14 protein-coding genes and 1 tRNA gene are annotated in these 15,539 nt (G+C 47.3%); 6 read left to right on the forward strand and 9 right to left on the reverse strand.

Translation table 11 applies throughout. From position 1 onward, the window contains the following. Positions 1 to 8: 8 nt before the first annotated feature. The 6 genes from F7P81_RS16490 to rplU form a co-directional block, all read right to left on the reverse strand. On the reverse strand, positions 9 to 1,289 hold the full coding sequence (locus F7P81_RS16490; protein ID WP_151160305.1) for a glutamate-5-semialdehyde dehydrogenase: 1,281 nt from the start codon (positions 1,287 to 1,289) through the stop codon (positions 9 to 11). Further along, positions 1,279 to 2,448 (reverse strand): glutamate 5-kinase, encoded by a 1,170-nt coding sequence (gene proB / locus F7P81_RS16495; RefSeq protein WP_151160306.1) that lies wholly within the window; start codon positions 2,446 to 2,448, stop codon positions 1,279 to 1,281. Before proB ends, F7P81_RS16490 begins: the two co-directional genes overlap by 11 nt. A gap of 7 nt (positions 2,449 to 2,455) precedes the next feature. Beyond that, positions 2,456 to 3,514: a GTPase ObgE gene (gene obgE / locus F7P81_RS16500; protein WP_122092678.1), complete on the reverse strand. Its 1,059-nt coding sequence runs from the start codon at positions 3,512 to 3,514 to the stop codon at positions 2,456 to 2,458. Positions 3,515 to 3,740: 226 nt separating this feature from the next. Continuing rightward, positions 3,741 to 4,412, reverse strand: coding sequence for a GNAT family N-acetyltransferase (locus F7P81_RS16505; protein ID WP_151160307.1), 672 nt, complete (start codon positions 4,410 to 4,412; stop codon positions 3,741 to 3,743). A gap of 141 nt (positions 4,413 to 4,553) precedes the next feature. Next, positions 4,554 to 4,823 (reverse strand): 50S ribosomal protein L27, encoded by a 270-nt coding sequence (gene rpmA, locus F7P81_RS16510; protein WP_022712235.1) that lies wholly within the window; start codon positions 4,821 to 4,823, stop codon positions 4,554 to 4,556. A gap of 24 nt (positions 4,824 to 4,847) precedes the next feature. Next, positions 4,848 to 5,231, reverse strand: coding sequence for a 50S ribosomal protein L21 (gene rplU, locus F7P81_RS16515; RefSeq protein ID WP_022712234.1), 384 nt, complete (start codon positions 5,229 to 5,231; stop codon positions 4,848 to 4,850). Between the two features lie 368 nt (positions 5,232 to 5,599). On the opposite strand from rplU, the gene F7P81_RS16520 reads away from it, so the two are divergent. Next, positions 5,600 to 5,689: transfer RNA gene (locus F7P81_RS16520), tRNA-Ser, on the forward strand. 817 nt (positions 5,690 to 6,506) lie between these two features. Here the strand turns inward: F7P81_RS16520 and F7P81_RS16530 are convergent. Further along, complete coding sequence (locus F7P81_RS16530) at positions 6,507 to 7,166, reverse strand: hypothetical protein (protein ID WP_151160309.1); 660 nt, start codon at positions 7,164 to 7,166, stop codon at positions 6,507 to 6,509. A gap of 459 nt (positions 7,167 to 7,625) precedes the next feature. Here F7P81_RS16530 and F7P81_RS16535 point away from each other — a divergent pair, with 459 nt between their 5' ends. From F7P81_RS16535 to F7P81_RS16545, 3 genes are all read left to right on the forward strand, one after another. Then, a complete protein-coding gene (locus F7P81_RS16535) occupies positions 7,626 to 8,342 on the forward strand; it encodes an HNH endonuclease (RefSeq protein ID WP_151160310.1) in 717 nt (238 codons plus the stop codon). A 62-nt stretch (positions 8,343 to 8,404) separates the two neighbouring features. Then, positions 8,405 to 9,397 carry a site-specific integrase gene (locus F7P81_RS16540; protein ID WP_151160311.1) on the forward strand — a complete coding sequence of 331 codons (993 nt, stop codon included), beginning with the start codon at positions 8,405 to 8,407 and terminating at the stop codon, positions 9,395 to 9,397. 1,147 nt (positions 9,398 to 10,544) lie between these two features. After that, positions 10,545 to 11,060 (forward strand): hypothetical protein, encoded by a 516-nt coding sequence (locus tag F7P81_RS16545; RefSeq protein WP_151160312.1) that lies wholly within the window; start codon positions 10,545 to 10,547, stop codon positions 11,058 to 11,060. A gap of 255 nt (positions 11,061 to 11,315) precedes the next feature. On the opposite strand, the gene F7P81_RS16550 is transcribed toward F7P81_RS16545, so the two are convergent. Then, positions 11,316 to 11,885, reverse strand: coding sequence for a recombinase family protein (locus F7P81_RS16550; RefSeq protein WP_151160313.1), 570 nt, complete (start codon positions 11,883 to 11,885; stop codon positions 11,316 to 11,318). Positions 11,886 to 12,089: 204 nt separating this feature from the next. On the opposite strand from F7P81_RS16550, the gene F7P81_RS16555 reads away from it, so the two are divergent. Both F7P81_RS16555 and F7P81_RS16560 read left to right on the forward strand, forming a co-directional pair. Continuing rightward, the gene (locus F7P81_RS16555) at positions 12,090 to 12,698 is read left to right on the forward strand and encodes a hypothetical protein (protein WP_151160314.1); all 609 of its coding nucleotides are present in this window, start codon (positions 12,090 to 12,092) and stop codon (positions 12,696 to 12,698) included. Positions 12,699 to 13,130: 432 nt separating this feature from the next. Beyond that, complete coding sequence (locus F7P81_RS16560) at positions 13,131 to 14,771, forward strand: DNA cytosine methyltransferase (protein WP_170265304.1); 1,641 nt, start codon at positions 13,131 to 13,133, stop codon at positions 14,769 to 14,771. Here the strand turns inward: F7P81_RS16560 and F7P81_RS16565 are convergent. Then, positions 14,768 to 15,385 carry a BglII/BstYI family type II restriction endonuclease gene (locus F7P81_RS16565; RefSeq protein ID WP_151160316.1) on the reverse strand — a complete coding sequence of 206 codons (618 nt, stop codon included), beginning with the start codon at positions 15,383 to 15,385 and terminating at the stop codon, positions 14,768 to 14,770. The genes F7P81_RS16560 and F7P81_RS16565 overlap by 4 nt on opposite strands. Between the last annotated feature and the right edge of the window lie 154 nt (positions 15,386 to 15,539).

A 15,539-nucleotide genomic window follows, 5' to 3' on the forward strand; every position in this document is an offset into this window, starting at 1 on the left:
GCGTGTGTTTAAACCCGTGTCTGTCCGTTACCGCGCACGCGATATTTAAACGAAGTGAGCTGTTCCACACCAACCGGCCCGCGCGCATGCATTTTACCTGTCGCGATACCGATTTCCGCGCCCATGCCAAACTCACCACCATCGGCAAACTGCGTTGAAGCATTATGCAGCAAAATGGCTGAATCAATCTCGTTAAAGAACCGCTCAACAACCGCAGTATCTTCAGCAATCACAGCCTCTGTATGATGAGATGAATAGCGGTTGATATGCGTCAGCGCACCATCAATTCCGTCAACCAGCGCCACGGAAATGATCGCATCCAGATATTCCGTTGACCAGTCTTCCGCTGTCGCCGGTTCGGCTTGCGTGTAAAGTGCGCAAACATCAACATCCCCGCGGATCACGCAACCGGCTTTTGCCAGTTCATCCAGTACCGGCACCAGATGCGTCTCAGCCACTTTGCGGTCAACCAGCAAAGTCTCTGCTGCGCCACAAATACCAGTGCGGCGCATTTTGGCATTAAGAACGATCTTCTTTGCCATTTCCAGATCAGCGCTGGCATCAATATAAACATGGCACAGGCCTTCGAGATGCGCGAAAACCGGCACCCGCGCCTCTTCCTGCACGCGGGCAACAAGGCTTTTACCGCCACGCGGCACAATCACATCAATCGCACCGTGCAGACCTTTGAGCATTTCACCGACTGCAGCGCGGTCTGTCACCGGCACCATCTGAATAGCAGCTTCCGGCAGACCTGCGGCCTTCAAGCCTTCAGCCAATGCGGCATGAATTTCACGCGACGAATGCGCGGAATCCGAACCACCACGCAGGATCACCGCATTACCGGCTTTCAGGCAGAGCGCACCGGCATCAGCTGTCACATTCGGACGGCTTTCATAAATCACGCCGATCACGCCAAGCGGCGTGCGCACGCGTTCAATATGCAGACCATTCGGGCGATCCCATTCGGTCATCACTTCACCGACCGGATCTCTCAGGGCTGCAATCGCGCGAATACCATCGGCCATTGCACGGATACGTGTTTCATCCAGTTTCAGTCGGTCAATGAAAGACGCAGCAGTGTCGGCAGCTTCCGCTGCGGCGACATCCAGCACATTGGCATTGAGGATCAGGTCTTTGCGACGCAGTAAGGCATCGGCCATAGCAATCAAAGCTGCATGTTTGCGCTCGGCACTGGCAATCGCCAGCGGGCCAGCCGCAGCACGCGCTTTGCGGCCAAGCTCTGCCATCATTTCAGCAACTGCCAGAGTGTCCTGCTTATCCTGCATTGCACATTTCCCCCTCAGCGCTCGCAGCACCTTGCGCACGGCTGCCACGGATCACCAGATCATTGCGGTGCACCATCGAAGAACGCGCGAAATAGCCGAGAATTTCCTCAATCTCACCGCTCTTATGGCCAGCAATCTTCACGGCATCGGCAGCATCATAACCGGCCAGACCGCGAGCAACCTCACGGCCTTCCAAGTTGAGAATGGAAACCGTATCGCCGCGCTGGAAATCACCGCGGACTTCCCGCACACCGGCAGGCAAAAGAGACTTACCTGATTTCAGCGCTTTCAAAGCACCATCATCAATCACCAATTGCCCTGCGGCATCGAGATGACCGGAAATCCAGATTTTCCATGCATTGACCGGCGCATCGGAGGCTTTGAACAGGGTTGACCGCTCACCGCGATCAATCGCCGCCAGCGGGTTCATCCGCGTACCGGAGGTGATAATCATCGCAGTTCCGGCCGCATTGGCAATCTTACCGGCATCCAGCTTGGTCTTCATACCACCACGTGACAATTCAGATGCGGCAGCACCGGCCATAGCTTCAATATCCGGCGTAATCGCTTCCACGACCGGCAAAAACTGCGCATTCGGATCTTTATGCGGCGGCGCGGTATAAAGGCCGTCAATATCAGACAACAGAATGAGCAGATCAGCGCCGATCATTGTGGCAACACGGGCAGCTAAGCGGTCATTGTCGCCATAACGGATTTCGTTGGTCGCTACCGTATCATTCTCATTGATAACCGGCACGGCCTTGAGTTTCAGCAGCGTTTCAATCGTTGCGCGGGCATTGAGATAGCGGCGGCGCTCTTCCGTATCAGACAATGTGAGCAGCACCTGCCCTGCCATAATCTGATGGGCACCCAGCACATCAGCATAGGCTTTCGCCAATGCAATCTGCCCTGCTGCTGCTGATGCCTGACTTTCCTCAAGTTTCAGAGTGCCCGAAGGTAGTCCCAGAACCGTGCGCCCCAATGCAACAGCACCGGAAGACACAACCAGCACTTCCACACCTTGCGCCTGCAAAGCCGCAATATCGGCAGCAAGACTTGTCAGCCAGTTCTGCTTCAGCCCCTGAGCACGATCAACCAGAAGCGCCGAGCCGATTTTGATAACAATACGACGATAATTCTTCAGCGCCCCGATCGTCATGATCTGCTCACTTACCTTTGTAATCCGACTTGGCTTTACCGTCCGCTTTCGCAGCTTCCTGATCCGCCTCTTCCGCACGGCTCTGATCAATAATACGTGCCAGTTCACGCAATGTTGTCTCAATACCTTCACGGCTCACAGCCGACAGCAACAACGGTTCACGACCACACGCTTTTTTCAACGCCTTCATTTTGTCTTTGCGCGCATCGGGATCAAGCGTATCGGCCTGTGACAATGCGACAATCTCGATCTTATCGGTAAGGCCATGACCATAAGCTTCCAGCTCGCCGCGGATCACCTTATAGGCTTTGGCCACATCTTCTTCCTGTGCCGAAACCAGATGCAGCAGCACACGGGTGCGCTCCACATGGCCGAGGAAACGGTCACCGAGACCAATGCCTTCACTTGCACCTTCGATCAGCCCCGGAATATCCGCGATCACAAATTCACGCGCATCCACACGAGCAACACCAAGATTCGGATGCAGCGTAGTGAAAGGATAGTCAGCGATCTTCGGCTTGGCAGCGGTCACACTGGCAAGGAAAGTCGATTTACCGGCATTTGGCAGACCAACGAGACCCGCATCCGCAATCAGTTTCAGGCGCAACCACAAAGTGCGCTCAATACCTTCCAGACCCGGATTGGCACGACGCGGCGCCTGATTGGTCGAGGTTTTGAAATGCAGGTTACCGAAACCGCCATTGCCGCCTTTGGCAAGACGGTAGCGCTGTCCGACAGTGGTCAGATCGCAGATCAGCGTTTCATTGTCTTCTTCAAAAATCTGCGTGCCGACCGGCACTTTCAGAATTACGTCATCGCCTTTACCGCCGGTCATGTTACGGCCCATACCGTGCATACCGGTTTTCGCCCGGAAATGCTGCTGATAGCGATAGTCGATCAGTGTATTCAGACCATCCACGACCACAGCCCAGACGTCACCGCCGCGACCGCCGTCACCGCCGTCAGGACCGCCGAATTCCAGAAATTTTTCGCGACGGAACGAAACCGCGCCAGCACCGCCATTTCCGGAGCGGATATAAATTTTTGTCTGGTCGAGGAACTTCATGTGCTTGCCTTTTCCGGCACAGGCCGGCTGTCGGATAGTCCGATATTAAGAGGTAATAAATTGCAGATATATGCGACCGCAATTTTAACTGAGATATTTAAACTGAGCCAATACAGCAAAAAACCGGACTTGAAAACCGCCGCCCGCTGCAGTTGCAAACTATAGTTTCAGTGCAGAGACAACAAAGTGAACAGCGGCTTTTATCCTTATGTCGCAGTACAGAGCATTATTGCCCTGCACCACGCAATTCCAGCCATTGCTGACGGGTCATGATATAGCACTCCACCGGCACATCTCCGTCAACAACAGAGTGGCCAATGGCAGAGCCGGTATGTCTGAAACCGCATTTTTCAATTACTCGCTTTGAGCCTTCATTGCGGCTTTGCGCACTGATATAAATCTGCTCCAGCGACAATTCACGGAACGACAAATCGATCAAAGCCGTCGTTGCTTCTGTGGCATAGCCTTTGCCCCAGTAAGGCTCACCCAGCCAATAGCCGATCTCATAGCCAGGGCCATATTTATGATCGTGCAAAGTGATGCTGCCAATAAACTCGCCCGTATCGGCAAGTGTAATCGCATAAACAAATTGCCCGATCGCACCGGACGCTGCAAGCTTGATAAAATCAACCGCATGTTCGCGCGAATATGGATAAGGCAACCGTGCCAGCATACGCGCCACATTAATATTGTTTGCCAATGCAGCGATCGCATCAATATCTTCTTCATGCGGCGGGCGCAGCACAAGACGCTCTGTGAGCTGTACGGGGGAATCCCGCAAAGTCACTTTCGCACCATAGGCTCCTGTCAACCCCGCACCTCTGAGATCATCATCGGTGGCCAGTGCAGCCTGTCTGCTTTCGCTTCTTAATTCTGTTCCGCTCTGCAATTTTGTCATTGTTGCTTTCAGGCCTGCCGGCCATCCTCCGGGAAAAATAAAAGGGGAGACGGTTTCCCGTCTCCCCTTCAATATTTTGTCCGTAAAGCGGCTTCATATATCGGGTTCAACAGGAACACCGGTATATGAATGGAGCACCGGTTACTCCGCAGCTTCAGCCATCGGGTTCACGGATACAAAGGTTCGGCCGTTTGCTTTTGTCTTGAAAGACACAACGCCGTCAGCCTTTGCGAACAGGGTATGATCTTTACCCATGCCGACATTTGCACCCGGATGCCACTGGGTACCGCGCTGGCGAACAATGATGTTGCCTGCGATAACAGCTTCGCTACCGAATTTTTTCACGCCAAGGCGTTTCGACTCTGAATCGCGACCGTTACGCGATGAACCGCCAGCTTTCTTATGTGCCATCGGTATTCTCCTTTAATTCGTTGATTACTCAGCAGCTTCAGCTTTTGGCGCAGCCTTTTTCGGCGCGGCCTTAGCTTTAGCGGATGGCTTGGCGCCACCGGTGAGGATTTCCGAAATGCGGATTGTCGTCAGTTCCTGACGATGACCGCGTGTACGCTTGGAGTTCTGACGGCGACGCTTCTTGAACGCGATAACTTTTTTCGCACGGCCCTGTTCAACTACTTCCGCAGTTACAACAGCACCTTCAACGCGCGGAGCACCAACAGTGGCGTTTTCACCTTCGCCAACGATCAGAACTTCTGCAAATTCTACAACATCACCGGCTTCACCGGCAACTTTTTCAACTTTAAGCACATCATTGGCGGCAACGCGATACTGCTTACCACCTGTCTTAATGACTGCGAACATTTGTTTTCCTTTCGGGTCGTTCGTTTCCGGCTCTCCCGCAAGGCAGGGACCGTCTTCTTGTCAGTCGTGACAGTTTGATTATTTATCTTAGCAAAAACATCAGTTTAAGGTCTGATAAACACACAACAAAAGTCAAAGGGGATTCTCATCCTCCTGCGACGTGGCCGCATATAGTGGCAAAAACACCGCCGCGTCAAGGTTTTTCAGACCATAAAGCACATTATCTGCGAAATTATGGTGGGTTCGGAACGATTAGGACTTGTCTAAATCCGCTGTCCGCGTTATGAGCGCGACACACATTCAGCAAATCGCATGATTTGATATGAAAACAGATTGTTTAGTCTGAAACTTTCATATGATGACACAGCGGAGAGGTGGCTGAGTGGTTGAAAGTACCGCACTCGAAATGCGGCGTGGGGGCAACTCCATCGTGGGTTCGAATCCCACCCTCTCCGCCAGTTATTTCTATTAAATCAAATAATTAGATAAAATCTTGGTTGTGAATTCAAACTTTCATCTGCACTAGTATAAGGACAGCAAATCACAGCGCCACTTGTGAGGCGCACACTGTAGTCAGGACAGCCTCATGTCGGCATATTACAGCTGTCCTAACATCGCGCCTTGATGCTTTCACTCGGGTTGAGCTTGCAGGCCTTTCCTATAACAGTCAAAGTAGTGAAGCTTTACCTGAGATAAAGCTGAGCTGTTCCATATTTCGCAGCGGTCGAGATAGCATCTCCGAAACGGTAAGGATTAGTGGATGTATTGTCTCCTGAAAACGCTCATCCAAACAAGAGCAAAACTTATTTATTTTGTTGCACGCAGTCAGAATGTCCTGACCTTGATCTGACAGCACAAAGAGAAGGTCAATATCATTATACTTTTCTTGTCGAAAGAAGCTTCCGAAGCCATAGACCGAATGAATGCAACATTCATTATTCTCCGTAAACTGGATTACCATCCTTGTCAGTAAAATGAAAACTCCAGTATTCACGTCGGAACAGCGCACGGTAAAGCTCCCTTCCAGAATAGAGTCCAAGCTCGGCCTCTAGACAAAACTCTTTTGCGTCAGTTGTATAAGAATTCCAATTTCCGCCTACCGTTATTATATGCAATGGTCCAAAACGAGCAACAAACTCTATTACTCGAGCAAGTGAACATGTGTATTCGTTACAAATAAGGATTGTGATTGCGTTCATATTTTTTAATTGAACATCGAACACAATATCATCGCGCCTCGTATAGCCATCTACGGCAGGATGACCATCAAGAAACTCACAAAAATAAGCGATCTGAGAATACCTTACGCCAATATCGTTTGAACCGTTCGGCAATGTTATTGTTCCTTTTAATAAGATCGGAGAAGCTGCCAGGGAATGTTGGATAATGATCGAGGCGAGTGAACTGATGCTGCTCGAAGGCTCTTGCATGAGCCTCAAACGCCAACATCGCCGCTCTCTGATCTGCTGTCACTTCAAACCTAATACCTTTAATTAGTGCCAGTATCGCGCGATTGTTTGGGAGGATAGTATCCATTTTACGAGCGATCCATGTTAGATAAGCATTAGAGAAGGGGGTTTCGGCTGCGGTTTTAGAATGTGGGCCACATTCATTAAAAACATACTCATTGTCCAAAAGAAAAGGCAAAACGCGGCTCGCAAACTCTGAAAAACTATTCGTTCTTTCAGGTTTCATGTCAGATTCAGCTTTGTGCAAGTAAACATCGTAACTGCGCTTAGCTTTGAGGCGGCTCTCATCAGTCATCAATACAACCGCAAGTTCTGAAATGAATTTCGACGTTTCATTCTGCTTTTCGGCAAGAATATTTATCAGCTTTTCAAGTTCATCTGGAATCAAGGTCGTGATAATCGTGTCTCGACCGCTTTGGATCGACAATCCACCGGATTCTACTTTCTGTCTCTGAACTATCATCATCTGTCTTTTAAATTGATCTTGGTATCTCGCCCCGATTGGATGCCGTTACCTTTCTGATTTTGTCTGATGCTCTTTCCGCTACGTTGCGAAAAAAAAGTCCACCCTATTATCGCCAGGATGATCATCACGATGATAGATATCAACGTCATTTGATTAGATGTGAGAAATTCTAGCATTTACCTAATGTTCTCCATTTAGAATCAGAAACTAGCAGTAGATATTATAGCTAGAAGGTCCGAATTTGCCCAAGCAGGTAATATTTGAAGCCATACATGATTTTAGGACAAATAAAAAATAAAGTGCAATGTAAGCAGTAATCCAGTAGCTCACAAAGCGCTGGCAAGCACAAGTCAACAGACGTGGAAATAAAACCAAGCTGCAAATCATTGGATGCAAAAACAGATACTCAATACTGTATAGGCTTCATTTTTCTTAAATATGATGGAGGAACAAAATAAGTTGGCTAGAACACAAGGACATGGAAATCCTAATTGGACGCGTGATGAGACCATTCTCGCCTTGGATCTGTATTTACAGTTCGATGGTATAGTTCCATCTACGAAATCAGAAAGCATATCCGAACTTTCCAAATTGCTTCGTTCACTACCTTATCATGCCGAAGCCGCAAAGCAGCCCACGTTTCGAAATCCTGATGGGGTTGGCTTCAAACTTATGAATATTCGCCAGGTGGCCACTGGAAAAGGTCTTGGTAATGTCTCCAATATGGACCGCCAGATATGGGCTGAATTCGGGCAGCGCCCAGAAGAAGTTAGACTAATTGCCGATGCTATTAAGTCCGGGATCATAATTAACGGATCAGAGCAGTTACCGGAAATCGAACAAGAGCTTCCTGAAGGAAGGCTCTTGACCGCCCTACATATCAGGCGAGAGCGGAACCCAAAAATTCGAAAGATGCTGTTAGAAGACCGTCGCCGCTCAGGGTTACGGTGCGAGATTTGTGACCTGGCACGGCCTGACCTGGATGAGCCTCTCCAAGAGTCTATATTTGAAGCTCACCACCTGATACCCCTCTCTGAAGTCGGTGAACGCAAAACAAAGCTATCTGACTTAGCTTTGCTATGTGCTTGCTGTCATCGTCTTATTCATCGTGCCATGGCGTCAAAAACGAGATGGATTGGCCTCGTCGAAGCTCGCGCCATAATTGTGCCGGGATAATCCTTGGCTCCCCATCCGGGGCATCCTACGCATGATCTTCAGTATCACCTGGAGATCATGCAATGGCGACAATTCGCAAACTCAGAGGACGCTGGCAAGCACAAGTGCGCCGCCGCGGCATGAAACCCCGCTGCAAATCTTTCGATACCAAAAAAGACGCTGAGAAATGGGCGCGTGAGCTGGAAAGTCAGGTCGATAAGTTCGGCGCCGCACCAGATACGCGCATTCTTGAAAGCACTACGCTCGGCGCGTTGATGAAGCGATACGCTGAAGAAGTATCACCATCGAAGCGTGGTGCTACTCAAGAGATACAGCGCCTCGGCGTGCTTCAACGTCATGATCTCGCTTATCGGACACTCATAGGCTTGTCTCAACAAGATATTGCTTTATTTCGCGATGAACGTCTCCGGACAGTCAAACCCGCTACAGCCGTTCGTGAGCTTGCCATTCTCAGCCATGTCTTGGATGTAGCCATGCGTGATTGGGGTTATCCTCTCGCCCAGAACGTCGTGAAGATGATCCGTCGACCAACCATTAACAATGCAAGATCACGTCGCCTTACTCCATCAGAAGAACAGCGCTTATTAGCCGCCTGTGACGACGGTAGGGTTGCATGCTTCCGTGCGCTGGTGATAGTAGCCATCGAGACCGGGATGCGTCGTGGTGAGCTTCTGGGACTCAAATGGAGCGACATTTCACATAACCGCCGGGTGATCTCATTAGCCCTAACAAAAAACGGAACAAGCCGGGAAGTTCCATTATCATCCCGTGCATACGAAGCACTTATGTCACTTCATCACAATGACAGTGTAGATCAATATATGCCATTCGGGATGACGATCTCTGCTTTTGATCAAACATGGAAACGAGTCATCAAACGCTCCGGCATCATTGATCTTAAGTTTCACGATTTGCGCCACGAAGCCGTCAGCCGTTTCTTTGAGCTAGGTCTAAACGTGATGGAAGTCAGCACGATCTCCGGACATAAAGAGCTATCAATGCTGAAGCGATACACACACTTGAGTGCCGATGCGCTGGTTGGCCGCCTTGGGTAAATGCATCCGGAAGTAGAAACATAATGTTGTCACTACAACAATAAGATTCAAAAAGTGACAACATAGCGATCGGAAAACGCTCAATTTTGTTTACATTCCGCAGCCAGAGCAACTCAAATGCTGTCAAAAACACCCGTTTTTGTTGACGTATGTTGACGAATGTTGACAAAAGTTTACGTTTTTCAGCTGATTTTGCTGTTTTTGGAAATCTGTCAACATTGGCACCTGAGCATTACCTGTCTACCATCAGCAAAAGAGCCATGCACCCGATAGCAATCCGAATTGTAGATACATCTACCAATATAATAGTCTGACCACCGCAAATGTCATCGCTCAAAACCCTTGTGACACAGTAGCGAAAACATATTCGCAACTGATTATCAGGCACCAGCAAATCAGCCTATAAGCTGCATTCTGTCACCATCTTCCGGATATTAATTTTATCACCGGATGACGCTGGATAAACCTCAATCGAAATAGTTTGCATGATCTGGACGATTGTCAGAGACGCGCCGCCGTTATCTTTTCTCTGCTCTGGTAAAACGCAACCTCCTCATTCATCGCACCGCACTTCAAACCATCTGCCGGATTAATGCTGCCGCAGCAGTCGAAGTCCTAGAGAAATACAAGCCTAGTGATGGGGATGCCTTCTGGCTTCACCACATCTTTGTGACTGAAACCTCCCATACTGGAGCAAAGGCATAGAAGCTCACTGGCGAGCGTCAACTATCCGGCAGCATAATGCAGCAAAGAATACCACGGAGCGCGCCTGCGAGAATCCTCGAGTCAAATAGAAGACACCCGAAACACTTAACCGGTTGGCTGGAGCGTGTTTCATGGGATTTGTAATTTTATCCAATCTTCCGGCAAACAAAAAATAACCAGTGGACGCCGAAGGCGGCCGTAAGCCCGAAGGGCGCGCAGACGAGCCGCGCCAGCGGCGAGGTATGAGGACATATCTGAACCGGAGAGACCCGTCACGCTTTAAGATATTTCTGTCTTTTACTTATTACTAATATTATTATTACGAATATTTATAAGTTATATATATAGGGAGAAACGTCACAAAACGTTACGCTCTTAAAACGGGCATTCCGGCAACCATTTTCGCTATAACCCAAGCATAAGAAATAGAAAGATTGCGGAAATGAACAAGCAAAAAACTGATATGAGGAATCTCCCCTCTCCAGAACCCACGTCATCAGACTCAAATGCTAATACCTTATTCAATCCCCAGTCCGCTTTACGCAAAACGATCCAAAAATGGCAACAAAAGCTTGCGGTAGATATTGAAAGACAGCCCAACCTTATTGCGGCCGCATCAGCAGCAGAGGCGAGGAGACGTTATCGCCTAGAAAAAGCAGTCGAAGGCAAAACCGTTCGTCCTTATAAGAAACATAAACTAGCCCCGTTTCAGTTTGGCGAGACACACGAGAGTCATAGAAAAAGAACTCATAAAGAACGTCAAAGGATTTATCGTGGCGTTACGGCTGAAACAGTGCGATCCTGGACGGATCTAAGCGTGATGTCTGAGGAAGAGAAAGCCGACCATATCAAACAAAAAAATAGAGAACGTCAGAAAAAATGGCGCCAGAAATCAGAGCCAACCACGAATGATCTCCATACAGAAATTGCCAAAGCATTAGAAGATTTCGATTGTTAGCGCAGTCAATGAAAACAACATCATTGGCTTTGAAAGATATCTATCTTCTTCGCCATTACATAAAGACGCTCTGTGCGGGTTTACTAACCAGATTAACATTGTGAGATTCAAATATATGGAACGGTCAGCATCATAACGCATAATACTCAGGCAACGCCGCAGGCGAACGACGAATTCGAAGTAAAGCGGGAAATCGTTACGACCATCAACCGCTGCCCATGACTCGCTATGAGTCAACCAGAGCGCAGTGAAAGCTCATCCAACCGTGGCATCTTGCTTGAGTATCCGGATAAGGCTGCGAGGATGGACATTATAGTCCGCCGCAACGGCCGAAACTGTCCGACCATGTTCTTCAATCGCTATACGCGCAGCAATTCTATCATCTGCAGTCAATGAAGGTTTTCGGCCGATCCTGCTACCTCTCGCACGCGCAACTCTCATGCCTGCTTTAGTGCGCTCGCTGATGATTGCACGTTCAAATTCAGCCATAGCCCCCATAATATGAAAGGTAAGCCGACCGCCGGACGTTGAAGTATCTATTGCCTCGGTCAAAGAATGAAATTCAATTCTCTTCGCGGCGAGATCATTGATCAATGTGATCAGATCCACCAATGAGCGCCCGAGCCGATCAAGTCGCCAGACAACCAGCATATCCCCGTCGCGTAAAGAACGAAGCGCTTGATTAAGCCCCGGCCGTTCAAATCCAGCACCAGAAATACCGTGATCGCTAAAAATCTCAGTGCACTCAGCACGTTCCAATGCAGCCATTTGAAGATCAAGATTTTGATCGCTGGTCGATACTCGACAATAACCTATTTTCCACAATCTGACTGCCCTCACCTATAGCCCACTACAAGCACATTTACTTGACGGGTCAACAGCTATCATAGGCACTAAGCCATTGACTAAAAGGAACCTTTTTGTGCGGGCGGGGTTTTCTGTTGACCGCAGGAGACCCGCCAAAGGAAATCAGCAGGTTACTGTGAGGGCGAAATAATCGGGTCAGTTATTGCGGAAGGGTTCCCTTTTGTGCAGCCAAACATCATGAATGTCGCACAAATGAAGCTCGTTTCGTCCGCATTTACAGCCATTGCTATTACTCTCGGCACCATGAACGCTTCAAACGCCGAACAAGTAAACATCCCGCTATTTCTTGAAGGGCCGACGGCAGAAACGACGATTGACGCACTCAGAGTGATCTTCCGCAGTGAACTGGTCGACCAAAACCTGACAGAACGCACAATAACAGAACGACCACGTGTCTCGCTGTCGTGCAACGACAAAAAACTACAAGTTCTCCATCTTTACATACCCAAAGATTTAAACCCTTGGAAATCGCTCACGAAAAGCTTCAGCACAAAAGGCGAAGTGAAATCTGTCGGCGCGTTTTCCGCCTTCACCGGAAGCGTATTAGCGGCAAATATTGGGGAAGGTCTTGATATCTCAATGGATGTTGGCAGCACGGCCGCAGGCATTGGCCGATCTTGGTATGATGGGATGTCAATCACGATAGACATTCCATCAGCTGATGATCTACCGGAACTAAATATTGTTCTATTTGGAGCTGAGCCAAGACCACATTTCAGAACTGAAATGGCTGCCACAATTAAAGCCTGTGAAATCTTATCTGGTTCATAATCTGATTTTGTGTATTTGGAGCACGTAATCCGGCTCTAAATCCTCAGACGCTATCTGAGTATTACAGATAATTACTGCAACATGATCATTACGATCATTTGTTTACACCAACTCAGGCACCCCAATCATTCATGTGGCAACCGTTGCACTATCAATCAAACATAGAGAGAAAATGGCTATCCACAGTAGTCGATTCCTATGAAATCTTATCCGCATCCCATATGCTTTTTTAAAAAACGAGTTGAAGCGCCCTAAGTTAGAACGATGCGTATTTTTCAACCATTTTTCTATATCTATTCCCCCCTCTTTCTATACATACGAGTTATAAACCACATACTAGGGTATATCTCGCTTTGGGGATCTTGTTTTTCTCAAAAGCGTAGCCTATGTTTTTAGTGAAATTTATTGATAAATGAGCAGGATGGAAATTTCGTGAGAGCAATAGACCTTTATTCTGGAATTGGCGGATGGAGTCTAGGTCTGAAATTGGCCGGTATAGATGTAGTTGCATCATATGAATGGTGGCAACCTGCTATTGATACACACAATGGAAACCACAACGGCAATCTCACACCAATTAATATCCGAAACTTAAAAATTGAGGATTTGCCAAAAGACATCGATATTGTTGTCGGTAGCCCACCATGCACTGAATTCTCTTACGCAAACCGTGGGGGAAAAGGCAATGTAGCAGAAGGTATGAAGGATTTAGTCAAGTTTCTCGAGATTGTAGAGTATTTACGCCCTCAATACTGGGCGCTCGAAAATGTGCCTAGGGTGGCTGATGTTTTACATCAGGGTTTTTTGAACCCTGATCATCCTTTGTATCGTTTTAAAGCTTTAAAACCCGAGATTGAGGTCATTGATTTTTCAGATTATGGGACCGCACAGGCGCGTAAGCGTTGCATTGCAGGCAACATTCCATTTGATCTACTTAAAAGCTATGCAAATAAGCTACCATCCCGAACCTTAGGTGATGTTGTTAATGCTTTTAAAGCTATCGACAATGTGGCCGACCCTCACTGGGGAGTAATACTTCCAGCAATCCAAGTTACTGAAACTCAAGAAGAAGTAGCCTTGAACGCGGAAGAGCTAAGAATGAATCGGGAGGCCAAAACATTCCATCCAGTATATAACAATATGGCCTTTCCGGATAATTTAAACCAAAGAGCAAGAACCGTTACAGCTACCTGCACGCGCGTATCTAGAGAAAGCATTGTAATTGAAAATCCTAAAATTCCTGGATCATTTCGCCGCCTAACAATTCGCGAAAGAGCCAGTCTACAGGGATTTCCGATTACATATCAATTCTTTGGTAGATCGTTTGCAGAAAAAGCCAAAATGGTAGGCAACGCTATCCCACCAACATTTACCTATTTACTGGCACAGGCTGCTAAGAAGACTGCACTTGAAAATCTAAAGAATTTTCACGACGCAGGAATTTCACTCGAACTACCACTAAAGCTATCCAAAGTTACACCGCTTGATAAGGAAGGTAAAACTTACCCTACAACAAGAAGCTTTCGTGCTGCATTACCATATCTACGATTTAAAAGTGGTATGAGGTTTGATTTGTCAAACGAATTTCAGACCGGTAACGTAAACTGGAAAGTTCGCTTCTATTTCGGTCCATCGAAAGATATTCACGAAGTAACGCTCGATGGCAGCCTTGAAAAAGAACTCCGCGCATCCCCTTTAATCAAACATATTATACAGAATCTTCAGCCGAGATTTGAACAGGCTCAAAAAGAACTTTGGACGACATCTCCTGCAGGAGTTCAAGCTAGTTGGTCTCATCGCAATGCTGGTCTCGGTCCGTATGAAGTTGTAGACATCTTAGGTGAGCTAGCAGACTATCTTTACGAAAAAATCACACAACTTCATAATGACGCTCATCAAGAAGAGCAAATAACAGCTTACGTTCTAATGATAGCAAGCGAAAATACAAAAGATGGGAATTTACCCGGGCAAAAGAAAATTGAAAAAAATGCTACTCGGATATTGAGTGGATTATTTATCGCAGATTGGTTTAATAATCTTCCATGGCATAATACAGAACGTGTTGCAGCCTAATTATCAGGCGCAATTCCAAATAAAACGAGTGGCACAGGTGGCACCCCCCGCCCCTCTCGAATAAGATTATAAAGTTCGGCCTCATAATATCCGGGGCCGGACGACATTTTTTCCTGTAAGCATTTCATTGGGATTATCTCAATACCCACATCAATCTGATCAGCAACATAAAAAGCCATATGCTTTACAAATAAATCATATGCAATAAACGCATACTTACCCAGCTGAACCTCTACAGCCACTCTTTCTTTAACAAAGTCCGTTTGGTTTTTTGATCTATACGGCGTAAATCCCGACTGAATAATTTCTCTTTTCTGCTCGGTAGCCGTTAAATCCATTACTCTACGATTTGTTCGAGCATCCTCACAAACCCAATAATGAGTTACAACTGGCTTCCAATCATTCTTATAAAATCCTAGCTCAAAGGCTTTGTTCAAATCTTTAGGTGAATAAAGTTTTTGTGATAGCTTTCTTTGCTCTTTGGAGATTTTAGTTCTGCAGGATGCTGCATCAATTGAAGCAACCACATTTTGTATTTCATTAAGAAGTAGCGGTTTCCTTGCTTCCAAGAACTCTAAGCCATTTAGATGCGAATGGTAAGTTACAATTTTCACCACGCCCCCGTTATCGTTCGAGATACAATAATTATAAAATAATTTCCCATTACAACTCGCATAACACATAGAGAATACAAATTTAAGGTAGCCTAAACCCGAGTTTTATTGCTAGGCTTATTTCGAACCAATACACATAAAATCGGGGAACATA

Source organism: Pseudochrobactrum saccharolyticum, from assembly GCF_008801715.1.
GTDB lineage: Bacteria > Pseudomonadota > Alphaproteobacteria > Rhizobiales > Rhizobiaceae > Pseudochrobactrum > Pseudochrobactrum saccharolyticum.

Bases quoted from the DNA above. Each gene is read 5' to 3' on its own strand.
- F7P81_RS16490 (WP_151160305.1), bottom strand. From the start codon at position 1,289: ATGCAGGATAAGCAGGACACTCTGGCAGTTGCTGAAATGATGGCAGAG.
- proB (WP_151160306.1), bottom strand. From the start codon at position 2,448: ATGACGATCGGGGCGCTGAAGAATTATCGTCGTATTGTTATCAAAATC.
- obgE (WP_122092678.1), bottom strand. From the start codon at position 3,514: ATGAAGTTCCTCGACCAGACAAAAATTTATATCCGCTCCGGAAATGGC.
- F7P81_RS16505 (WP_151160307.1), bottom strand. From the start codon at position 4,412: ATGACAAAATTGCAGAGCGGAACAGAATTAAGAAGCGAAAGCAGACAG.
- rpmA (WP_022712235.1), bottom strand. From the start codon at position 4,823: ATGGCACATAAGAAAGCTGGCGGTTCATCGCGTAACGGTCGCGATTCA.
- rplU (WP_022712234.1), bottom strand. From the start codon at position 5,231: ATGTTCGCAGTCATTAAGACAGGTGGTAAGCAGTATCGCGTTGCCGCC.
- F7P81_RS16530 (WP_151160309.1), bottom strand. From the start codon at position 7,166: ATGATGATAGTTCAGAGACAGAAAGTAGAATCCGGTGGATTGTCGATC.
- F7P81_RS16540 (WP_151160311.1), top strand. From the start codon at position 8,405: ATGGCGACAATTCGCAAACTCAGAGGACGCTGGCAAGCACAAGTGCGC.
- F7P81_RS16545 (WP_151160312.1), top strand. From the start codon at position 10,545: ATGAACAAGCAAAAAACTGATATGAGGAATCTCCCCTCTCCAGAACCC.